This is a genomic window from Streptomyces sp. NPDC006235 (assembly GCF_040613735.1).
Classification (GTDB): Bacteria; Actinomycetota; Actinomycetes; order Streptomycetales; family Streptomycetaceae; genus Streptomyces.
Genome location: NZ_JBEXSR010000005.1, coordinates 286,831 through 308,212 on the forward strand (window position 1 = coordinate 286,831; position 21,382 = coordinate 308,212).

Sequence of the window (21,382 nt, forward strand, 5' to 3'; positions counted from 1 at the left end):
ATAATGACGCCATGGGCGGGTGGACGTCCACTCGCGCGCAGCGGAAGGAGACCCACGTGAGCGACCGGCACGAACACCCACACCACCACTCCCGCACCGGCCTCCGCCACCGCCTCTCCCACCTCCTCACCCCGCACTCCCACGAGACGGCCGACAAGGTCGACTCCGCCCTGGAGTCGTCGGCCCGCGGGATGCGGGCGCTCTGGGTCTCGCTCGCGGTGCTCGGCGTGACGGCCCTGGCCCAGGCCGTGGTGGTGGCCGTCTCCGGCTCGGTGGCGCTGCTCGGGGACACGGTCCACAACGCGGCGGACGCGCTGACCGCCGTACCGCTCGGGATCGCCTTCGTGCTCGGCCGGCGCGCGGCCACCCGGCGCTTCACCTACGGCTACGGGCGGGCCGAGGATCTGGCGGGCCTGGTGATCGTGCTGACGATCGCCGCGTCGGCGGCCTTCGCGGGCTGGACGGCGTTCGACCGCCTGCTCGACCCGCGCCCGGTCCAGCACGTTCCGGCGGTCGCCGTGGCGGCCCTCGTCGGTTTCGCGGGCAACGAGTGGGTGGCCCGGTACCGCATCCGCGTCGGCCGTGCGATCGGCTCGGCCGCGCTGGTCGCCGACGGACTGCACGCCCGTACCGACGGCTTCACCTCACTGGCCGTGCTGCTGGGCGCCGGCGGTTCGGCCCTGGGCTGGCACCTGGCCGACCCGATCGTCGGGCTGGCGATCACGGCGGCGATCGCGCTGGTGCTGCGGGACGCCGCGCGGGAGGTGTTCCGACGGGTGATGGACGCGGTCGACCCGGCCCTGGTGGACCGGGCCGAGCGGGCGCTGGCCGAGGTCGCCGGGGTGCGCGGGGTCGGCGAGCTGCGGCTGCGCTGGATCGGTCACCGGCTGCGCGCCGAGGTCGCGGTCGTGGTGGACGGCGACGTGACCGTGCGCCAGGCCCACCGCATCGCCGTCGACGCCGAGCACGCCCTGCTGCACGCGGTGCCCCGCCTCACCGCGGCCCTGGTCCACGCCGACCCGGAACCGGCCCCGGGCGAGGCCGACCCGCATCTGCCGCTGGCCCACCACGCGGCGGCGTAGGGCTGCCCCTCAGGCGACGCCGAGTCCCTCCAGCACCACCGCGCCCGGCAGTTCCGCGAACGCTTTGCCCGGCACCAGCAGCTTGCCGCGCCGCCGGCCGCTGCCGACCAGCACGTACGGCAGGTCGACGACGGCCGCGTCCACCAGCACGGGCCAGCCGCCGGGCAGTCCGAGCGGGGTGATGCCGCCGTACTCCATGCCGGTCTCCCCGGTCGCCGTGTCCATCGTGGCGAAGGAGGCCTTGCGGGCGCCGAGTTGGCGGCGTACGACGCCATTGACGTCGACCCGGGTGGTGGACAGCACCACGCACGCGGCGAGCGTGGACTCGCCGCCGCGCTTGCCCGCGACCACCACGCAGTTCGCGGACCGCTCCAGCAGGTCGCGGCCGTAGTGCTCCACGAAGGTGGCCGTGTCGGCCCACTTCGGCTCGGTGTCGACGTAGAGGATCTGGTCGGCGGGGACGCTGCCGTGCCAGTGGCGTACGACGTCGGCGACCGGGCCGGTGAGCTCGTCGAGGCAGGCGGGGGCCGGACGGGCGTCGTCGAAGTGTCCGATGGGTGCGTGCATAGCGGCACGCTAACAACACCGGGCCGCCCTCGGACCGGGTGTCTCAGGTCACGGGCGGAACCGAGACGGCCATCATCATCTCCATCGGCACGTCGCCGGTGTTGCCGTACGTGTGCGGCAGGTTGGCCTCGAAGGACACGCTCGCCCCGGCGGGGACGCGGTGCGCCACGCCGTCGACGGTGAGCGTCAGCTCCCCGGCCGTGACGTGGAGCAGTTCCATCGTGCCGGCGGGGTGCGGGTCGGACGCGCTGCTCTCGCCGGGCATGAGCCGCCAGTCCCACATCTCCAGCGGTCCGGGCGCCTCGGTTCCCGCGAGCAGCCGGTTGTAGCTGCCGGCCTCGGTGTGCCACAGCCGTACGGCCTGTTCGGCGGGGACGATGCGGACCTTGGGGCCCTGCTCGTAGTCGAGGAGGGTGGTGATGCTGACGCCGAGCGCGTCGCCGATCTTGACGACGGTGCCGAGGCTGGGGTTGGTGCGGGCCTGCTCGATCTGGATGAGCATGCCGCGGCTGACGCCCGCCCGGGCGGCGAGCACGTCCAGCGTGAAGCCGCGCACCGCGCGCCAGTGCTTGACGCTGCGCGCCAGGGACTGGGTCAGCAGGTCGAGGTCCGACACATTCCGTCCAATATTCTGTATGAGATAGTGCAGCCGACTGCACTACGGTGTGGTTGACCTGATCGTTCACCGAACTGTACTGCGAGGCATCCGTCCCATGACAGCGCTCTTCGCCCTGGCCACCAGCCTGCTGTGGGGACTGGCCGATTTCGGCGGCGGACTGCTGACCCGGCGCACGCCCGCGCTGACGGTGGTCGTGGTCTCGCAGTCGATCGCGGTGGTCGTGCTGGGCGCGGTCGTGGTGGTGACGGGCGGCTGGAGCGCGGCGGGGCCGCACCTGTGGTTCGCCGTGGCCGCCGGTCTGGTCGGCCCGGTGGCGATGCTCGCCTTCTACAAGGCGCTCGCGCTGGGCCCGATGGGTGTGGTCTCGCCGCTGGGCTCGCTCGGGGTGGCCGTGCCGGTCGGCGTGGGCCTGGTGCTGGGCGAGCGCCCCGGCGTTCTCCAGTTCGTCGGCATCCTGGTCGCCGTCGCCGGTGTCTGCCTGGCCGGCGGCCCGCAGTTCCGCGGCGCGCCCGTCCAACGGCAGGCCATCGCCCTGACCCTCCTCGCGGCCTTCGGCTTCGGCGCGGTGATGGCCCTGATCGCCGAGGCGTCGACCACGCTGACCGGGCTGTTCCTGGCGCTGTTCGTGCAGCGGGTGACGAACGTCGCCGCCGGCGGCCTGGCGCTGTACGTGTCGGTGCGGCGCGGGGCGCCCGCTCTTCCGGCGGACGGCTTCCCGTGGCGCTCCCTGCCGGCGCTGGCCTTCGTCGGCCTCGCGGACGTCGCGGCGAACGGCACCTACTCGATCGCCGCGCAGCACGGCCCGGTCACCGTCGCCGCCGTGCTCGCCTCGCTCTACCCGGTGGTGACCGCCGTGGCCGCGCGCGGTGTGCTGCGCGAACGGCTGCGGGCGGTGCAGGCCGCGGGTGCGGGGCTTGCGCTGGTGGGGACGGTTCTGCTGGCGACGGGCTGAGCCGGCCCGGGCGGATCAGGAACCCGGCTTCGGCTCGGCCAGTTCGGCCGTCGCCTCCCCGTCCAACTCGGCGAGCCGGGCGGCCGTCTCCTCGTCCAGGCCCGACAGGGCGCACAACTGCTCGGGGGTGACGCCCTCCGGTATCGGCACCGGCGGCGGCGTGCGCAGCGGCGGCTGCCAGCCGTCGGCCGGTGTCCAGCGCCGTACGACACGCGCCGGAGCGCCCGCCACCACGGAGTGATCGGGCACCTGGCCCCGGACGACCGCGCCCGCGGCCACCACCACATTCCGCCCGATCCGGGCACCCGGCAGGATCACCGCGCCCGTGCCGATCCAGCAACCGGGCCCGATCTCCACCGGCTCCATCCGCGGCCACTGCTTGCCGATGGGCTCGTGCGGATCGTCGTAGGAGTGGTTCGTGGACGTGACGTAGACGTACGGGCCGAAGTAGCAGTCGCTGCCGATGGTGACCGTCGTGTCCGCGATGACGTGGCTGCCACGGCCCAGGACGACGCCGTCGCCGATGCGCAGGATCGGGTCCGGGCCGAGGTCGAGGTCGGGCATCAGGCCCGCGGTGAGGGTGACCTGCTCGCCGATGATGCAGTGGGCGCCCATGTGGATCCAGGGTTCGCCGAAGACCGTGCCGAGCGGGAAGGCGAGTCTGGTACCTGTTCCCATCGCGCCGAACCGGTAGCGCCCGGGATGTTCGGCGGTCACGGAACCTGTGCGCTGCAGCCAGGCCCAGCCCGCGTGGACGGCGCGCTGCGCGATGCCCCGCCGCCAGGATGAGAACGTGTTCTTGCGCTTCGGCACAAAGTCACGGTACTCAGCGGTAGCTCACCCCGCGGCGTCGGAGGCCTGTGATCTTCGCCCCACCGGGTGTCGTACGGTTTGCGCGTTGTCTACGACGTTTTCTGGAGGCGGGCATGGGGCAGCGGGCGATGATCACGGGGATCGGCGGCAGGGAACCGCACGTCGATCCGGAGGCGTTCGTGGCGCCGACGGCTTCGGTGATCGGGGGCGTGACGCTGGGAGCGGGGGCGAGTGTCTGGTACGGGGCCGTCCTGCGCGGTGACGTCGAGACGATCTCCGTCGGCGCGAGCAGCAACGTCCAGGACAACTGCACCCTGCATGCCGACCCGGGGTTCCCTGTGACGGTGGGTGAGCGGGTGTCCATCGGCCACAACGCCGTGGTGCACGGGGCCACCGTCGAGGACGACTGCCTGATCGGGATGGGGGCGACGGTGCTGAACGGGGCGGTGATCGGGGCCGGGTCGCTCGTCGCCGCGCAGGCGCTGGTGCCGCAGGGCATGGTGGTGCCGCCCGGGTCGCTGGTGGCGGGTGTGCCTGCGAAGGTCCGGCGGGAGTTGTCGGAGGAGGAGCGGCAGGGGGTCACCCTCAACGGCACGATGTACGCCGAGTTGGCTAAGGCGCATCGTGAGGTGCATGTGTAGGTGGTGTTGCGCGTGCGGGTGCGTTGCGGCTGGTCGCGCCGTTCCCCGCGCGCCTAGGGGCGTTACGCCTCCGTCGCTTCCAACGTCTGGCCGGCCTTCTTCGCCCTGCGCTTCAGCACCAGCATCGACGTGAGGCCGACCAGGACCGCCGCCACCAGGCCCAGCCAGGAGAAGCGCTTCAGCCAGGACTCGGCGACGATGCCGACGTAGTAGATGACCGCGGTCGTGCCGCCGGCCCAGAGGATGCCGCCGAGGACGTTGGCGATGGCGAACTTCCAGTACGGCATGCGGAGCACACCCGCGAGGGGGCCCGCGAAGATGCGGAGGAGGGCGACGAAGCGGCCGAAGAAGACGGCCCACATGCCCCACTTCTCGAAGGAGCGCTCGGCGGTGGCGATGTGGCCCTCGCTGAAGTGCTTGGGGAACTTCTTGCCCAGCCAGGCCAGCAGGGGGCGGCCGCCCTTGCGGCCGATGGCGTAGCCGATCGAGTCGCCGATGATCGCGCCGGCTGTGGCGCTGGCGCCGAGGACGACGGGGTCGATGTGGCCGTGCTGGGAGGCGAGCAGCGCGGAGGAGACCAGGATGATCTCGCCCGGCAGCGGGATGCCCAGGCTCTCCAGGCCGATGACCAGCCCCACCAGTGCGTAGACGGCCACCGCGGGTACGGTTTCGAGCCACTCCTGGACGTGCAACGCCTGATCCTTTCCCTGTGCTTCCCTGCGAGCACGGGAAGCCTACCGGGTGACAAGACGTCCCCCGCGGCTCAGGCGTTCCAGTTCCACTCGGCGACCTCGGGCAGGTCGGTGCCGTGCTCACGGATCCAGGCGTGGTGGCGGGTGCGGGCGTCGGCCATGCGCTGGCGGACGGCCGTGGCGCGCACCGCGAGACCCGGGACGCGGTCGATGACGTCCATGACGAGGCGGTAGCGGTCGAGGTCGTTGCGGACGACCATGTCGAAGGGCGTGGTGGTGGTGCCGGCCTCCTTGTAGCCGCGCACGTGCAGGTGCTGGTGGCCGGCGCGGCGGTAGGCCAGGCGGTGGATCAGCCACGGGTAGCCGTGGTAGGCGAAGATCACGGGCTGGTCGGTGGTGAAGAGGCCGTCGTACTCGAAGTCGTTCATGCCGTGCGGGTGTTCCTCCCGGGGCAGCAGCCGGGCGAGGTCGACGACGTTCACCACGCGGACCGACAGCTCGGGCAGGTGCCGGCGCAGCAGGTGCGCGGCGGCCAGGGTCTCCTGGGTGGGGACGTCACCGGCGCAGGCCAGCACCACGTCGGGTTCGCGGGAGCCGTCCTCGGTGCCGGCCCACTCCCAGATGCCGGCGCCGCGGGCGCAGTGGACCCGGGCCTCGTCCATCGACAGCCAGTCGAAGCAGGGCTGCTTGCCGGCCACGACGACGTTGACGTAGTCGCGGCTGCGCAGGACGTGGTCCGCGACGGACAGCAGGGTGTTGGCGTCCGGCGGCAGGTAGACCCGCACGACCTCGGGGCTCTTGTTGAGCACGTGGTCGACGAAGCCGGGGTCCTGGTGGGAGAAGCCGTTGTGGTCCTGCCGCCACACGTGCGAGGTCAGCAGGTAGTTGAGGGAGGCGATGGGGGCGCGCCACGGCAGTCGCCGGGAGGTGCGCAGCCACTTGATGTGCTGGTTGACCATCGAGTCGACGATGTGCACGAACGCCTCGTAGCAGGAGAACAGCCCGTGCCGGCCGGTGAGCAGATAGCCCTCCAGCCAGCCCTGGCAGAGGTGTTCGGAGAGGACCTCCATCACCCGGCCGTGCCGGTCGAGATCCTCGTCGACGTCGAGGGTCCCGGCCTGCCAGGTCTTGCCGCTGGCGTCGAAGACAGCCTGGAGCCGGTTGGAGGCGGTCTCGTCCGGGCCGACCAGGCGGAAGTCACGGCGGTCGGCGGTGTCCCGCATGACCTGGGCCAGGAGGTCGCCGAGGACGCGCGTGGGCTCGTGCAGGGTCGTGCCCGGCTCGTCGACGGGGACGGCGAAGTCGTCCAGGGACGGGATCGGCAGGTCGCGGACGAGCAGCCCGCCGTTGGCGTACGGGGTGGCACCGAGCCGCCTGCCGCCCTCGGGGACGCAGGCCAGGACGTCCGCGACCGGCCGGCCCTCGGCGTCGAACAGCTCCTCGGGCCGGTAGGAGCGCAGCCAGGCCTCCAGTTGCCGCAGGTGGTCCGGGTTGTCGCGGACACCGGCCAGCGGCACCTGGTGGGAACGCCAGGTCCCCTCCACCGGCTCGCCGTCGACCTCGGCCGGGCCGGTCCAGCCCTTCGGGGTGCGCAGCACGATCACCGGCCAGTGCGGGCGCTCGGTCACGCCCTCCTCGCGGGCGGCGTGCTGGGCCTCGGCGATGCGGTCCAGCGCGGTGTCCATCGCCTGGGCCATCGCGCGGTGCACGGCCATCGGGTCGTCGCCGGTGACGTGGATCGGCTCGTGGCCGTAGCCGCGCAGGAGCGCGTCGAGCTCGTCCTGGGGCAGGCGGGACAGCACCGTCGGATTGGCGATCTTGTAGCCGTTGAGGTGCAGGATCGGCAGGACGGCGCCGTCGTGGACGGGGTCGAGGAACTTGTTGGCGTGCCAGGACCCGGCCAGCGGGCCGGTCTCCGCCTCGCCGTCGCCGATCACGCAGGCGACCAGCAGGCCGGGGTGGTCGAGGGCGGCGCCGTAGGCGTGGGCGAGGGAGTAGCCGAGTTCGCCGCCCTCGTGGATCGAGCCGGGCACCTCCGGGGCGACGTGGCTGGGCACGCCGCCGGGGAACGAGAACTGCCGCATCAGCAGCCCCATGCCCCGCGCGTCCCGCGTCACGTCCGGGTACGTCTCGCTGTAGCTGCCCTCCAGCCAGGAGTTGGCCAGCACCGACGGACCGCCGTGGCCCGGGCCCCAGATGCACAACGCGTCCAGCGCGCGGTTCCTGATCACCCGGTTGAGGTGCGTGTGGACGAGGTTGAGCCCGGGCGAGGTGCCCCAGTGGCCCAGCAGCCGCGGCTTGATGTGCTCGGGCCGCAGCGGCTCGGTCAGCAGCGGGTTGGCCAGCAGATAGATCTGACCGGCCGCCAGGTAGTTGGCGGCCCGCCAGTGGGCGTCCAGCGTGCGCAGTTCCTCGTCGGTCGGTTGCGTGTTGCTGTCCTGGCGCGGGGCCTCGGGCATGAGTGAACTCCCTGGGTTCTGCGACGGCCTCAGGAGGAGTACCAGTCTGTTCCGGTTCGATGCCAGGCGCCTCCCGGCCATGTGCCGCCGGCTGTGCGGTGCGCGCCGCGTCAGCCGCCCACCCGTGCGCTCCTCAGCTACCGACGCGTACGTTCGTCCTCAACCGCAGGTCCCGTGACGACGCCCCGATCCACAGGTCGCGCCGGCCGGTGCCGAGGACCCAGTCGTGGACCTTCGGGTCCCAGGAGGACAGGGTCCGCGGCTCGGCGCGCACGGTGACCCGGCGCTGCTCCCCCGCCCGCAGAGTGAGCCGCCGGAAACCGGCCAGCACGCGGACCGGCTGGTCGAGCGGGAGATCCGGGGAGGGACCCGCGTACACCTGCGGGACGTCCACGCCGTCGCGCGGGCCGGTGTTGCGGACCGTGAAGGCGAGGTCGAGGCCGTCGGGCGTCCAGCCCGCGTCCGGGTCCGCGTAGGCGAAGGACGTGTAGGACAGTCCGTGGCCGAAGGGGAACAGCGGCCGTACGCCCTCGGCGTCGTACCAGCGGTGACCGACGTGGATGCCCTCCGTGTACTCCTCGGTGCCGCCCACGCCCGGGTAGCGGCGGGGGTCCCCGGCGACGGGGTGGTGATCGTCGCGGTCGGGAAGCTCTGGGTGAGGCGGCCGCCGGGGTCGCGGTCACCGAACAGGACGGCGGCGGTGGCGGCGCCCTCCTGGCCCGGGCAGTACATCTGGAGCCCGCGCCGGTGCGCTCCAGCCACGGCATCGACGTCGCGGACGAGGTGTTGAGGACGACGGTGGTGCGGGGGTCGGCGGCCGTCACGGCCTCGATCAGCCGTTCCTGGTTGCCGGGCAGGGCGAGCGTCGTACGGTCCTGGCCCTCGATGGCGTCCTCGTAGGCGAAGAGGACGACGTCCCGGGCGGCGCGGGCGACGCGTACGGCCTCCGCGACGTCCTGGGCCCGGGTCGCGGTGGTGATACGGCGCAGGCGGAACACCTGGCCGGTGTCCCCGCCCCGGGCGGTGATCGTCAACCGGTGGGTTCCGCCGGCCGGCTTCAGGGTCGCGCGCCGCACTGCCCGGTCGACGTACCGCTCGGGCACGCGGCCCTCCCGCACCGCCGAGGTGAGTGCTGTGCCGAAGTGGGTGCCGTCGGGCATCTCCATGTCGAGGCCCGCCGTGAGGGCCTCGCGCGTGCTGTGCGCGGCGGACCAGTCGCTCATCACCCAGCCGGTGAAGCCCCACCGCCCACGTAGGACGCCGGTGAGCAGCGCCTCGTTCTCGCAGGCGAAGGTGCCGTTGACCTAGTTGTACGCGCCCATCACCGCGCCGGTGCCGGCGCCGACGGCCGCTTCGAAGCCGCGCAGTTCGGTCTCGTGCAGGGTCCGCTCATCGGCCCGGACGTCGACCGAGGTGCGGTCGCGCTCCTGGTTGTTCAGCGCGAAGTGCTTGACCGTCGCGATGAGTCCCTCGCCCTGGATGCCCTCGATCTCGGCGGCGACCAGATGGGCGGAGAGCAGCGGGTCCTCGCTGAAGGTCTCGAAGTTGCGGCCGGCGTACGGGGGTGCGGATCAGGTTGACCATCGGGGACAGCAGTACGTCCTGGCCGAGGGCGCGGCCTTCCCGTCCGATGACCTGCCCGTAGCGGCGGGCCAGGTCGGGGTCGAAGGCGGAGGCCAGCAGGACGGGGGCGGGCAGGGCGGTGGCGTGCCGGGTGACACGGACCCCGGCCGGGCCGTCGGCGAGCCGCAGCGGCGGGATGCCGAGCCGCGCCACGCCGGGGACGTAGCCGGCCTGGCCGAGCGGGCTCGGGTCGGTGGCGCCGTGCAGCAGGGAGACCTTCTCGTCGAGGGTGAGCCGCGCGAGCAGCCCTTCGACGCGGGCGCCGGCGCCCTGTCGTGTTCCGGCGTCCGGGCCGTGTCCGTCCCGCGCGTGGGCCCGGGACGGCACGGCGAGACCACCGGTGGCCGCCGCGGCGACGACGATCGCTCCACCGAGCAGACGCAGGGCGGACCGCCGGGGTATCGGGGGCTGGGGACGGAGCCGTTCATGCAACGCACTATGCGGCAGCACGGGCGGTCACCTCGCCGGACACCACCGACGGACCACCCGAACCACTCCCCGGGAGCCGGGTCCGACCCACCCGACCGGGTGACACGACGGACGACCCGGTGGGTGACGCCGGGGCCGTGCCCGGAGGCCCGCGCTAGGGGAGCGCGGTGGAGTGGAGGGCCTTCGTCACGGCCGTCGCCACGGCGGCTGTCGCGGAACCGAGGGTGGCGGTGTGGGGTGCCGGGTCCAGTACGTCGGTACCGGGCGGGCGGGAGGCCCGTCCCGGTGCGGCCGCGTCGCAGCAGTCCGTCTGGGCGAACCGTGTCTCGTACCGTTCCTGCTTGCTCCCTGGGGGCTCCGGCCGATGCCCGCGCGGGGCGTGGTCGTACGGTTCCTTCCCCCGGCGGCTCTCTTGCCGGCCTTGCCGCTCCCCCGGCTCCCCCGACTCCTCCGTCTTCACCGACTCCTCCGTCTTCCCCAGCTTCTTCGCCGCGTCACCGCCGGGAGTCTCCAGTGCCCAGCGTTGGGCCTCGGATCCGTCGCGCCCGGTGACGACGACGTTCCGGCCGGCGCCGTGGGCGAGGGCCAGTCCCTTGCCGCCGCGCGGCAGAAGTTCGCCGCGCACGGTCAGGTCGTAGCGCACGACTCCCGCGTGCACGAGGCAGCCGGCCAGGACGACCGAGCGCTGCGCGGGGTCGGAGCCGAGGCAGAGCCTGGGGTCGGCGGCGCTGCGCAGCGTGCCGTCGTCCTGGTACGACCACGTCAGCGGCCCGGCGGCGGAGCAGGAGGTCAGCACGGCGCGGGCGTCGGCCCGGGCCCGGCCGCCCGGGACGCCGAGGCACAGGCCGGCGTCGAGGTTGCGCAGCCGCCCGCGGCCCACTTCGACGGGGCGTCCGGCGGACGCGGCCGACGGGAGGCCGGCCGAGGAGGTTCCCGAGCCTTCCGGGTCGACGGAGTGGCCGCTGACCGCTCCCCAGGTGGCCTGGGGAGCGACGGTGCCGCCCTCCTCCGTCCAGCCTCTGGCGGCGAGCAGCGTCGCGAGCAGCACGAGGGACGTCACCCCGACCGCGGCGGCCAGCGCCTTCGTGTGTCTCCTCGACGGCCCGGGCCGGCCGCCCGCCGGGAGGGCGTGCGCCCGGTGACGGCCACCGGCCGGGCCGGCGGGCAGGGCGCCCCGGCCCCCGTCCCGGCCCGGCCGTGTCGCGAGGTAGCGGCGGGCGCCCCAGCCGAGCACGGTCTCGCCGAGCAGGTCCTCCAACCCGCCCTCGAAATGGCTGAGTTGTTCGGCGGCGTGCCGGCAGTAGCGGCAAGTCATCAGATGCCGTTGCACATCTGGCAGCAGGGACCCGCCACGGCGCATCGGAACGTCCAGCAAACGGTTGTAAAAACGGCATTCCTGCGTCGGCGCGAGTTCCCGGTGGGCCCGGACGCATCCGGCCCGGAATTGCTCACGCGCCTGTTCCAGCGCGGCCGACGCGGTGCGGACGTCCACTCCCAGCAGACCGGCCGGTACGGATATGGGCTCCGCCTCGGCCTCCGTATGCCAGAGCAGGCATTGGGAAGCCCCCGGAAGGGCCCGGAATGCGCGCTCGGCGAGCCGCCGCCTTTCAGCCGTCTCGGACCGCGCGGCACGCAACCCCCGGGCACCGACGGGTTTGCGGAGTTCCGGCAGTACGGCGGAAATGCCGTCGTCGGCGACCCAATCCCGGACCGTGTCCCGCACGGCCGCGAGCAGCCGCGGCCGGAGGGCGCCGCCGCCCGGCCGGGCGAGTTCCCTGCGGAACGCGGCGGCGGCCGCCATCGACGCGGAATCCTCGGACGAGGCCAGGCAGATCACGGCGTACTCGTACACCGCCCGCCAGTGCCGGGCGAGCAACAGCGCGGCGGCGCGCGGGCCTTCAGCGGGATCACCGACCCGGGCGAGCAGATTGCGATCGGAATCCGCGGGACCCGCTCCGGGGCGCGGCGGGTACGGCGGGCGTGGGGGGTAGGGGGATTGCACTGAACCATTTCCTTCCAGCCGCAGGACGGCATGCGAATTGCGCGTCCGTCGGAAAGCAGGTGCGTGATTGGTGCATACCTGTGCCGCGTCAGCTGTGGACGCGGCTGTGAGGCGGCTCACTTTCGCACATGCGACTGACAGGTAACAAGGAGTGCGGATGACGCAAGTTCAAAACGAGGGGAATTCAGATATGTTACCGGCGGTATCCGTACCGGCTTTCGAAAACACCGTGGCGACAGGCCGGAGTTCGCGACCGGACATGCGAGAGCCCCGGCACTCGGCCGGGACCCCGCTCGCACGACAGCCGGATCAGCCGTTGGGACGCAGCGTCCACACGACCGTCATCTCGCCGGTCACCGCGCCATCGGCCCGCTGGATGGCGATGGCGACCGGAAACTCGGGACGCTCACCGGCGTCCAGTTCCGCGACGACCTCGGCAGCCGGACGGCCCAGGGTCGCGGTCGCGGTGACCGCGCCCATGGCCAGCTTCTTGTAGGAGATCTCGGCGCTGACGGCGAGCGGCACGGCGCGCGAGAGCTGGTCCCCGAACGCGGCCAGCACGATGGCCCCGCTCGCGGACTCGCCGAGCGTGAACATCGCCCCGGCGTGCGGCCCGCCCACGTGGTTGTGGTACTCGATCTGGTCGGGCAGGGACACCACCGCCCGCTCCGGCGTCGTCTCGAGGAACTCGAGGTTCAGGGTCCGGGCCATGGGCACCGTGGCGGCGAGCATCTCGCCGATGGACATCTGGTCTGCGCTCATGGCCGCATGTTACTCACGAGTAGACACGGGTGACCAGGCCCGTGTGACGACCGCCCCATCGGTCCGGCCCGACCCTCGTTCCCGGGTTGCTACGTCTCCGTCCACGGGCAGTGACCGAACCGTGTCCGGAGCGCGGCTAGGGTGGCTGCCCATGTGGCCAGGACAGCAGCCGCCCGGGGGCGAGCAGAACCCGCAAGCGAACAACCCGTATCAGCAGCCGGGTTACCAGCAGCCGAATCCGTACCAGCAGCCGGGCTATCAGCAGCAGCCCAACCCCTATGGACAGCAACCGCAGTGGGGTGCCCCGGGCCCGGCCGGCGCGCCGCAGCCCCCGCAGGGCGGTGGCGGCGGCAACCGGACGAAGCTGGTCGCGATCATCGCGGCCGCGGCGGTCGTCGTGGCGGCCGGTGTCACCGGCTTCCTGGTGCTGGGCGGCGACAAGGACGACACCGCGGACGGCGGCAAGAGCGGAGACAAGAAGAACACGGCTCCGGCGAAACCGTCCGCGGAGCCGAGCGCACCCGCCACGGGCGACAACCCCCGCGGCGGCGAGGAGGAGAAGGCCACGGTCAAGGGCTGGAAGGTCGTCATCAACCCCAAGTGGGGCACGGCCTTCGACGTCCCGGCGGACTGGGAGATCGCCTCCCCGACGTCGTCCGTCGGCTTCGAGGACGAGAAGTCCGACGACGCCAAGCCGCTCATCGTCATGTCGGCACCGGCCTTCTACAAGTCCGAGTGGTGCACGAGCGACGACAACAAGGACGGCACGACCGAGAGCTCGTCCCTGGCCGGGGCCGGCACCAAGGGCGCGGACGGCGCCAAGAACACCGATGAGGTCGCGCTCAACCAGGTGGCCTGGTGGGTGTACGGCGGCTACACGCAGCCGGACAAGAAGAGCGTCAAGACCGAGAAGAAGGCCAAGCCCTACACCACCGCCGCCGGTGTGAAGGGCAGCGTCGCCTGGGCCTGGTCGGAGAACACGCCCGACAAGGGCAAGTGCGCGAGCGACGGCAAGGCGGTGACGTTCGGTTTCAAGAACTCGGCGGGCGACTTCGTCGCGTGGAATTTCTACGGGGCCAAGGGCGTCAAGGGCGAGGTGCCCAAGGAGACCATCCTGAAGATCCTCAGCACGGTCCGGCTGCACGGCGAGCCGACCGGAGGCTGACGCGGATGCCGAACGGGCCCGCCCCGGCAGGAGCGGGCCCGGATAGCCACGCCCCCGGGACACCGCGCAAAACGGTTTGGCAGGACGGGCTCCCGGTGGCGATAGTCGGCCGGTGACATCCCCCGCCACCCCGACCGTCTCCGCCAGGAGCCCCCGCCGCCCCGACTGGGCGGGACGCAACTACTCCCTGCTCACCGCCGCAGCGGTCGTCACCAACCTGGGCAGCCAGGGCGCCCTGGTCGCCGCGGCGTTCGCCGTCCTCGAAACGGGCGGCGACGGCGGTGACGTCGGCCTGGTCGCGGCGGCCCGGACGCTCCCCCTCGTGCTGTTCCTGCTGATCGGCGGGGCTGTCGCGGACCGGCTGCCCCGGCACCGCGTCATGGTGGCGGCCAACGCCCTGAACTGCCTCTCCCAGGCCGCTTTCGCCGCCCTCGTGCTGACCGGGGACCCCCGGCTGTGGCAGATGATGCTGCTCGCCGCCCTCGGCGGCACCGGCCAGGCCTTCTTCGGCCCGGCCGCCGAGGGCATGCTGATGTCCTCGGTCTCCGGGGAGCAGGCGGGCCGCGCGTTCGCCGTGTTCCGGATGGCGATGCAGGGCGCGGCCCTGGGCGGTGCCGCGGTCGGCGGTGCCATGGTCGCCGTGATCGGGCCCGGCTGGGTGCTGGCGGCCGACGCCGCGGCCTTCGCCGTCGCCGGGGCACTGCGGGCCTTCCTCGACGTCGGCCACATCCCGCCGCGCGCACGGGGCGGCGGTCTGCTCGCCGATCTGCGGGAGGGCTGGCGGGAGTTCTCCGGCCGGGCGTGGCTGTGGGCCGTCGTCCTCCAGTTCTCGATCGCCAACGCGGTCGTCTCCGCCGCCGACGCGGTGTACGGCCCGCTCGTCGCCCGCGACCACCTCGGCGGCGCGGGCCCCTGGGGTCTCGCCCTGGGCGCGTTCGGGGCGGGCACCGTCGCCGGGGCCGTGCTGATGACCCGCTGGAAACCCCGCCGCATGCTCCTCGTCGGCACGCTCTGCGTCTTTCCCCTGGCCCTGCCCTCGGCCGCGCTCGCCGTCCCCGTACCGATCGGCGTCCTCTACGTGGTGATGTTCGTCGCCGGCGCCACGATCGAGGTGTTCGGCGTGTCCTGGATGACGGCCCTGCACCAGGAGATCCCCGAGGACAAGCTCTCCCGCGTCTCGGCGTACGACTGGTTCGGCTCGGTCGCGCTGGTGCCGCTCGCCACGGCCGCGGCCGGCCCCGCCGAGGAGGCGTTCGGGCGTACGGCCGCGCTGTGGGGCTGCGCGGGCCTGGTCGTCCTGGTCACGGCGGCCGCGCTGTGCGTACCGGACGTACGCAACCTGCGGCGCAAGACCACGCCGGTGGCCCAGGGCGGCACCGGGCACACGTCAGCCGATGCCGAACGCCCCGTCGGGGGGCTCGGGTGACGGCACGGCGTCCTCGTCCCGCACCGCCTTGGCGTCCCCGATGAAGTCCCGCAGGGCGGCGCCGTGTTCGACGCGGGCCGGGAAGGCGTCGGCGGCCGTGAGCCGGGCCAGGGCGGCGATGTCGACCGGCTCGCGCCCGGCCACGAGCACCGCGTTCCCGAACCGCCGCCCCCGCAGCACCCCCGGCTCGGCGATGAGCACCAACTCCTCGAAGACGGTGGCCAGGGTGGCGAGTTGCGACCGCAGGAAGTCGAACGGCGCCGCATCGGGGAGATTGGCGAGGTAGGCCCCACTCCCCCGCAGGACCCGCGCGGCCTCCCGCACATAAGCGACAGACGTGAGATGTGCCGGAACCCGCGAGCCGCCGAACACGTCCGCGACGATCACATCGGCCGAGTCCGTGGCGGCGTTCTCCAGCCACTTCCTCGCATCCGACGCGTGCAACGCGACCCGGGCCCCCTCCGGCAACGGCAGATGCTCGGCGACCAGCTCCAGCAGCCCCCGGTCGACCTCGACGACGTCCTGCCGGGACCTGGGCCGGGTGGCGGCCACGTACCGGGGCAGCGTGAGCGCGCCCCCACCGAGATGCAGCACGTCCAGCACCTGCCCCGGCTCCGCGACCACGTCCAGCACATACCCGAGCCGCCGCGCGTACTCGAACTCCAGATGCGTCGGCGCGTCCAGATCGACATACGACTGCGGCGCCCCGTCGACGGTCAGCAGCCAGGCCCGTTCCCGGTCGATGTCGGGCATGAGCTTGGCTGTGCCGTGATCGATGGTGCGGGTCACGGGAATGGCGTCCTTCACCCCTCAATTGTGCCGGGGGACGACGCCGAGAAGGGGCGCGGGGCCGTGCCGACGTGCGGCTCCGCCGCGCGGGCGCGACCAGCCCCAACGGTCCCGCAGCCCCCCACCACCTCAACCCACCACGGTCACGGTGCCGGCCCCCACAGTCCGCCCACCCTCACGAATGGCGAACCCGAGCCCCGGCTCCAACGGCACCTCCCGCCCCAGCTCCACGGTCATGGCAACCGTGTCACCGGGTCGGGCCACCGCCACCTCACCGAGGTCGACCACCCCCACCACATCCGCGGTCCGGATGTAGAACTGCGGCCGGTACCCGGAGGAGACGGGCGTCGTCCGCCCACCCTCCCGGGCCGACAGGACATACACCTGCGCCGAGAAACGCCGCCGCGGCTTCACACTCCCCGGCGCGGCCACCACGTGCCCCCGCCGGACGGCATCCCGGGGAACCCCCCGCAGCAGCAGCGCCACGTTGTCCCCGGCCTGCGCCTCCTGCATCGGCTTGCCGAAGGTCTCCAGCCCCGTGACCACCGTCTCGACGGCGGCCCCGAGCACCTCGACCTTGTCCCCGACCCGCACCGTGCCCCGCTCCACCGCGCCGGTCACCACGGTCCCCCGCCCTGTGATGGTCAGCACGTTCTCCACGGACAGCAGGAACGGCGCGTCCAGATACCGCTCCGGCATCGGCACATACGTGTCCACCGCGTCGAGCAGCGCCTCGATCGAGGCCGTCCAGCGCGGGTCCCCCTCCAGCGCCTTCAGTCCCGAGACGCGTACGACGGGCACGGAGTCACCGCCGTAGCCGTGCGCCGTGAGCAGGTCGCGTACCTCCAGCTCGACCAGGTCGGTCAGTTCCTCGTCCCCCGCGTCGGCCTTGTTGAGGGCGACCACGATGTGGTCGACGCCCACCTGCCGGGCGAGCAGCACGTGTTCGGCGGTCTGCGGCATGATCCCGTCGAGCGCGGAGACGACGAGGATCGCCCCGTCGAGCTGCGCGGCGCCGGTGACCATGTTCTTGACGTAGTCGGCGTGGCCCGGCATGTCGACGTGCGCGTAGTGCCGGGTGTCGGTCTCGTACTCGACGTGCGCGATGTTGATGGTGATGCCGCGCGCCGCCTCCTCGGGCGCCCGGTCGATCCGGTCGAACGGCACGAACGTGCCGGTGCCGCGCTCGGCGAGGACCTTGGTGATGGCGGCCGTGAGGGTGGTCTTGCCGTGGTCGACATGACCCATCGTGCCGATGTTGAGGTGCGGTTTCGTACGGATGTAAGCCGTCTTGGACATGGCTGTACCTCGAAGCGTCTGATCAGCGAAGAAGAAAGCGGGACCCCGGGAACCTGACCGACCCTCCCCTTGCGGGGTCCGCCGGACGAGCCGGAGAGGGTCAGCTTCGGGCGCCGTCCACGACGGCCGTGACAACCACGACGGCAGCCTTCGGGGCATCCGTGACCACGGATGCTGCGAGGGTGAAGGCGTGCCGGAACATGCGTCAGATCATTGCCGACGCTTTACCGCACGTCGAATGGTTTTCGGCCCCCGCCCCGTGGGTCCCGGGCGGCGATGTGGGAGGCCGCCTGTGACGCTCGTGAGACGAACCATACGGCGATCACACACATTTGTCGGTTAGTGTCACCGGATGCTCGATGCCACCACCCGCTCTGGGGGCACCGCCACGGCCTCTCCCCGGGCCAGCACCGCGGAGCTCGCCGTCGTCGTCCCCTCGGCAACGACCGCCTCGCCCGTTCCGTCCACCGGTTTCACCGCTCGCTGCACCAGAGTTCTGCTCTCCCCGTGGTCGAGGCTGTCCCTGCTCGTCGCGCTGCTCGCCGCGGGCGCGTGCGGGGTGCTGCTGTTCGAGCCTCAGCGGCTGCTGACGCAGGGCTGGCCGCCGCAGCTCGGCGGCGCCATGGCGGCGCTGGTGTTCGCGGTGGCGTACGGCGTGTGCACGGTGGCGTTCGTACCGAGGCCGCTGCTGAACCTCGCGGCGGGAGCGCTGTTCGGTTCGCAGCTGGGCACCGGCGTGGCGCTGGCGGGCACGGTGCTCGGCGCCGGGATCGCCTTCTGCCTGGGGCGGGCGCTGGGCCAGGACGCCCTGCGGCCGCTGCTGCGGGGGCGCTGGCTGAAGGCCGCGGACGGTCAGCTCAGCCGGCACGGCTTCCGCTCGATGCTGGTGGTGCGGCTCTTCCCCGGTGTGCCGTTCTGGGCCTCGAACTACTGCGCCTCGGTCTCCCGCATGGGCCTGCTGCCGTTCCTGCTGGCGACGGGCCTCGGCTCGATCCCGAACACCGCCGCCTACGTCGTCGCCGGCGCCCGTGCCTCCACCCCGACGTCCCCCGCCTTCCTGATCGCCCTGGCCTGCATCGCCCTGCCCGCGCTGGCGGGCGTGGTGGTTGCCTGGCGCAAGCGGCACCGCCTGCGCCAGCTCTGACGAACCGTTACCCCCGGCGGGCTCACTCCTGTTACACCCGCCGGGCTCACACCCGTGACGCCCGCCCGGCTCACACCCGTTCCAGCACCATGGCGTTGGCGAGCCCGCCCGCCTCGCACATGGTCTGGAGCGCGTACCGGGCGCCCCGTTCGCGCATCGCGTGCACCAGCGTCGTCGTCAGGCGGGTGCCGCTCGCGCCGAGCGGATGGCCGAGCGCGATGGCGCCGCCGTGCACGTTGACCCGGGCGAGGTCGGCGCCGGTCTCCTGCTGCCAGGCCAAAACGACGGCCGCGAACGCCTCGTTGACTTCGAACAGGTCGATGTCGTCGAGGCGCAGCGACGCCCTGCGCAGCACCTTCTCGGTCGCCGGGACGACACCGGTGAGCATCAGCAGCGGGTCGGAGCCGGTGACGGCGAAGCTGTGCAGCCGGGCGAGCGGGCGCAGGCCGAGACGGGCCGCCGTCTCGCTGGAGGTGATGAGCACCGCGGAGGCACCGTCATTGATCGGGCTCGCGTTGCCCGCCGTGACGTTCCACTCGATCTGCGGGAAGCGCTCGGCGAAGCCGGGGTCGTGGTAAGCGGGCTTGAGACCGGCGAGGATCTCGGTGGTGCTGCCGGGCCGTACGCACTCGTCGCGCGTGACGCCCTCCAGGGGCGCGACCTCGGCGTCGAAGAGCCCGCCGTCCCAGGCCGCCGCGGCCTTGTGGTGCGACGAGACGGCGAACTCGTCCATCCGCTCGCGGCCGATCGACCACTTGGCGGCGATGAGTTCGGCGCTGATGCCCTGCGGGACAAGTCCCTCGGGGTAGCGCTCGGCGATCCCGGGGCCGAAGGGGTCCTTGCCCGCGGGCACGTTCGACCACATCGGCACCCGGCTCATCGACTCGACCCCGCAGGCCACGACGAGGTCGTACGCGCCCGCGAGGACACCCTGGGCCGCGAAGTGCACGGCCTGCTGGGAGGAGCCGCACTGGCGGTCCACGGTGGTCGCGGGCACCGACTCCGGGAAGCCCGCGGACAGGGCGGCGTAGCGGGTGGTGTTCATGGCCTGCTCGCCGACCTGGTCGACGGTGCCGCCGATGACGTCGTCGATCAGCGCCGGGTCGACGCCGGAGCGTTCGACGAGGGTGCGCAGGGTGTGGGCGAGGAGCTCCACCGGGTGGACGTGCGCCAGGGCGCCATTGGGCTTGCCCTTGCCGATCGGGGTGCGTACGGCTTCGACGATGACTGCGTCACGCATGGTGCGGCCTCCACGACTACCAGCGAGTAGGAAATTCAAACTCACCGTAGCCCGATGGGTTGGAAATTCCAACCCTCTCCTAGACTGAGCCCCATGGCCGCCAGCAAAGACCCGCGCCCCTGCTCCATTGCCGACACCCTGGCCCTGGTCGGCGAGAAGTACTCGCTGCTCGTACTGCGGGAGGTGTGCCTGGGCAACGGCCGTTTCGACCAGCTGGTGCGCAACATCGGCGCACCGCGCGACATCCTCGCCACGCGGCTGCGCCGGCTCGTCGACGCCGGGATCCTGGTCAAGCAGCTCTACAGCGAGCGCCCGCAGCGCTTCGAGTACCGGCCCACCCGGGCCGGGCTGGAACTGGAGCCCGTGCTGATGACGCTCATGGCCTGGGGCGACCGTCATCTGCGGACGGACGACGACCGTCCGATGGTCGTCGAGCACTCCTGCGGCCGGGCGCTCACCCCGGTCGTCACCTGTCGGGCCTGCGGCGACGAGGTGCGTCACGAGGATCTCAGGGCCCACCCCCAGGCGCCCGGCTGGACGGTGACCGGACCGACGGTGGCCTGATCCCGCCCCGGCCGCGGAGCACCGGCCAAACCCCTGTGTCGGAGCGGACATCCGGGGGCGCTACGCTTCCCCCTCGGCACATCTGATCCCCCGGTCATCACACCCGGCGGCCCGGTGCGCCCGTCGTCCGTTCCACGATCGGCACTTGGACTCCGCTACCTCATGTCTTGGTTCGAATCACTCATCCTCGGACTCGTCCAGGGGCTGACCGAGTTCCTCCCCGTCTCCTCCAGCGCGCACCTGCGGCTGACGGCGGCCTTCTCGGGCTGGGAGGACCCGGGCGCGGCCTTCACGGCGATCACCCAGATCGGCACCGAGGCCGCCGTGCTGATCTACTTCCGCAAGGACATCGGGCGGATCATCTCGGCGTGGACGCGCTCGCTCACGAACAAGGAGCTGCGCAGCGACCCCGACGCGCGCATGGGCTGGCTGGTCATCGTCGGCTCGATCCCGATCGGTGTGCTCGGCGTGACGCTGAAGGACCAGATCGAGGGACCGTTCCGGGACCTGCGGATCACCGCGACGATGCTGATCGGCATGGGCATCGTCCTGGGCGTCGCCGACCGGCTCGCGGCACGGGACGAGAGCGGCGGCAAGCACCGCGCACCCAAGCAGCGCAAGGCGCTGGAGGACCTGGGCGTGCGGGACGGCCTGATCTACGGCGTCTGCCAGGCCATGGCGCTCATCCCGGGCGTCTCCCGCTCCGGCGCCACCATCAGCGGCGGCCTGTTCATGGGGTACAAGCGCGAGGCCGCGGCCCGCTACTCCTTCCTGCTCGCGATCCCCGCGGTGCTCGCCTCCGGCCTGTTCGAGCTCAAGGACGCCACGGAGGGCGGCCATGTCTCGTGGGGCCCGACGATCTTCGCGACGGTCATCGCCTTCGGGGTCGGCTACGCGGTGATCGCGTGGTTCATGAAGTTCATCTCGACCAAGAGCTTCATGCCGTTCGTCTGGTACCGGATCGCGCTCGGCGTCCTCATCATCGTCCTGGTGTCGATGGGTGCGCTGAGCCCGCACGCGGCCGAGTCGGCGGGCTGACCCGGCGGCCTGTGACCCGCATCTCGTGACCAACCGCATAGCGCGGGGGTAGCCGTCCGGTAGCGGGCTGTCAGTG

General features: G+C 72.4%; 20 protein-coding genes and 1 pseudogene. 8 read left to right on the top strand and 13 right to left on the bottom strand.

The genetic code is table 11. From position 1 onward, the window contains the following. Positions 1–11: 11 nt before the first annotated feature. Positions 12–1,082 carry a cation diffusion facilitator family transporter gene (locus ABZ192_RS08920; protein ID WP_356923833.1) on the top strand — a complete coding sequence of 357 codons (1,071 nt, stop codon included), beginning with the start codon at positions 12–14 and terminating at the stop codon, positions 1,080–1,082. A gap of 9 nt (positions 1,083–1,091) precedes the next feature. On the opposite strand, the gene ABZ192_RS08925 is transcribed toward ABZ192_RS08920, so the two are convergent. Together ABZ192_RS08925 and ABZ192_RS08930 are read right to left on the bottom strand one after the other, a co-directional pair. Continuing rightward, positions 1,092–1,649, bottom strand: a complete 558-nt coding sequence (locus tag ABZ192_RS08925; RefSeq protein WP_356923834.1) for a YbaK/EbsC family protein — start codon at positions 1,647–1,649, stop codon at positions 1,092–1,094. A 43-nt stretch (positions 1,650–1,692) separates the two neighbouring features. Further along, positions 1,693–2,265, bottom strand: a complete 573-nt coding sequence (locus ABZ192_RS08930; RefSeq protein WP_356923836.1) for an XRE family transcriptional regulator — start codon at positions 2,263–2,265, stop codon at positions 1,693–1,695. Between the two features lie 97 nt (positions 2,266–2,362). On the opposite strand from ABZ192_RS08930, the gene ABZ192_RS08935 reads away from it, so the two are divergent. Further along, positions 2,363–3,220 carry a DMT family transporter gene (locus tag ABZ192_RS08935; protein WP_356923837.1) on the top strand — a complete coding sequence of 286 codons (858 nt, stop codon included), beginning with the start codon at positions 2,363–2,365 and terminating at the stop codon, positions 3,218–3,220. A 15-nt stretch (positions 3,221–3,235) separates the two neighbouring features. Here the strand turns inward: ABZ192_RS08935 and ABZ192_RS08940 are convergent, their stop codons facing one another. After that, positions 3,236–4,033: an acyltransferase gene (locus ABZ192_RS08940; RefSeq protein ID WP_356923838.1), complete on the bottom strand. Its 798-nt coding sequence runs from the start codon at positions 4,031–4,033 to the stop codon at positions 3,236–3,238. A 113-nt stretch (positions 4,034–4,146) separates the two neighbouring features. Here ABZ192_RS08940 and ABZ192_RS08945 point away from each other — a divergent pair, with 113 nt between their 5' ends. After that, the gene (locus ABZ192_RS08945; RefSeq protein ID WP_356923839.1) at positions 4,147–4,674 is read left to right on the top strand and encodes a gamma carbonic anhydrase family protein; all 528 of its coding nucleotides are present in this window, start codon (positions 4,147–4,149) and stop codon (positions 4,672–4,674) included. 62 nt (positions 4,675–4,736) lie between these two features. Here ABZ192_RS08945 and ABZ192_RS08950 read toward each other — a convergent pair whose 3' ends face one another. The 7 genes and pseudogenes from ABZ192_RS08950 to ABZ192_RS08980 all read right to left on the bottom strand — a co-directional run bounded on the left by ABZ192_RS08950 (position 4,737) and on the right by ABZ192_RS08980 (position 12,641). Continuing rightward, a complete protein-coding gene (locus ABZ192_RS08950; RefSeq protein ID WP_356923840.1) occupies positions 4,737–5,366 on the bottom strand; it encodes a DedA family protein in 630 nt (209 codons plus the stop codon). 71 nt (positions 5,367–5,437) lie between these two features. Further along, positions 5,438–7,825 (bottom strand): phosphoketolase family protein, encoded by a 2,388-nt coding sequence (locus ABZ192_RS08955; RefSeq protein WP_356923841.1) that lies wholly within the window; start codon positions 7,823–7,825, stop codon positions 5,438–5,440. 133 nt (positions 7,826–7,958) lie between these two features. Continuing rightward, a complete protein-coding gene (locus ABZ192_RS08960; protein WP_356923842.1) occupies positions 7,959–8,417 on the bottom strand; it encodes a fibronectin type III-like domain-contianing protein in 459 nt (152 codons plus the stop codon). Positions 8,418–8,634: 217 nt separating this feature from the next. Then, positions 8,635–9,330, bottom strand: a pseudogene (locus ABZ192_RS08965) (glycoside hydrolase family 3 N-terminal domain-containing protein); the annotation flags it as partial. Next, positions 9,215–9,898: a glycoside hydrolase family 3 N-terminal domain-containing protein gene (locus ABZ192_RS08970; RefSeq protein WP_356923843.1), complete on the bottom strand. Its 684-nt coding sequence runs from the start codon at positions 9,896–9,898 to the stop codon at positions 9,215–9,217. The pseudogene ABZ192_RS08965 and the gene ABZ192_RS08970, both read right to left, overlap by 116 nt. A gap of 133 nt (positions 9,899–10,031) precedes the next feature. Continuing rightward, entirely contained in the window at positions 10,032–11,879 is a 1,848-nt protein-coding gene (locus tag ABZ192_RS08975) for an RICIN domain-containing protein (RefSeq protein ID WP_356923844.1), read from the bottom strand. A gap of 309 nt (positions 11,880–12,188) precedes the next feature. Then, complete coding sequence (locus tag ABZ192_RS08980) at positions 12,189–12,641, bottom strand: DUF4442 domain-containing protein (protein WP_356923845.1); 453 nt, start codon at positions 12,639–12,641, stop codon at positions 12,189–12,191. 151 nt (positions 12,642–12,792) lie between these two features. On the opposite strand from ABZ192_RS08980, the gene ABZ192_RS08985 reads away from it, so the two are divergent. Continuing rightward, complete coding sequence (locus ABZ192_RS08985; protein ID WP_356923846.1) at positions 12,793–13,806, top strand: hypothetical protein; 1,014 nt, start codon at positions 12,793–12,795, stop codon at positions 13,804–13,806. A gap of 112 nt (positions 13,807–13,918) precedes the next feature. Next, entirely contained in the window at positions 13,919–15,232 is a 1,314-nt protein-coding gene (locus ABZ192_RS08990) for an MFS transporter (RefSeq protein ID WP_356923847.1), read from the top strand. On the opposite strand, the gene ABZ192_RS08995 is transcribed toward ABZ192_RS08990, so the two are convergent. Together ABZ192_RS08995 and tuf are read right to left on the bottom strand one after the other, a co-directional pair. Next, entirely contained in the window at positions 15,194–16,039 is an 846-nt protein-coding gene (locus ABZ192_RS08995) for a fused MFS/spermidine synthase (protein WP_356923848.1), read from the bottom strand. The two genes, ABZ192_RS08990 and ABZ192_RS08995, sit on opposite strands and share 39 nt — an antisense overlap. A gap of 111 nt (positions 16,040–16,150) precedes the next feature. Next, complete coding sequence (gene tuf / locus ABZ192_RS09000; RefSeq protein WP_356923849.1) at positions 16,151–17,320, bottom strand: elongation factor Tu; 1,170 nt, start codon at positions 17,318–17,320, stop codon at positions 16,151–16,153. 352 nt (positions 17,321–17,672) lie between these two features. Between tuf and ABZ192_RS09005 the strand changes: the two genes are divergently transcribed. Continuing rightward, positions 17,673–18,464: a TVP38/TMEM64 family protein gene (locus ABZ192_RS09005; RefSeq protein WP_356923850.1), complete on the top strand. Its 792-nt coding sequence runs from the start codon at positions 17,673–17,675 to the stop codon at positions 18,462–18,464. 70 nt (positions 18,465–18,534) lie between these two features. Here the strand turns inward: ABZ192_RS09005 and ABZ192_RS09010 are convergent, their stop codons facing one another. Beyond that, complete coding sequence (locus tag ABZ192_RS09010; protein ID WP_356923851.1) at positions 18,535–19,704, bottom strand: thiolase family protein; 1,170 nt, start codon at positions 19,702–19,704, stop codon at positions 18,535–18,537. A gap of 93 nt (positions 19,705–19,797) precedes the next feature. Between ABZ192_RS09010 and ABZ192_RS09015 the strand changes: the two genes are divergently transcribed. Both ABZ192_RS09015 and ABZ192_RS09020 read left to right on the top strand, forming a co-directional pair. Next, positions 19,798–20,268, top strand: a complete 471-nt coding sequence (locus ABZ192_RS09015) for a helix-turn-helix domain-containing protein (RefSeq protein ID WP_356923852.1) — start codon at positions 19,798–19,800, stop codon at positions 20,266–20,268. A gap of 162 nt (positions 20,269–20,430) precedes the next feature. Further along, positions 20,431–21,306: an undecaprenyl-diphosphate phosphatase gene (locus ABZ192_RS09020; RefSeq protein ID WP_356923853.1), complete on the top strand. Its 876-nt coding sequence runs from the start codon at positions 20,431–20,433 to the stop codon at positions 21,304–21,306. The last annotated feature ends 76 nt before the right edge of the window (positions 21,307–21,382 follow it).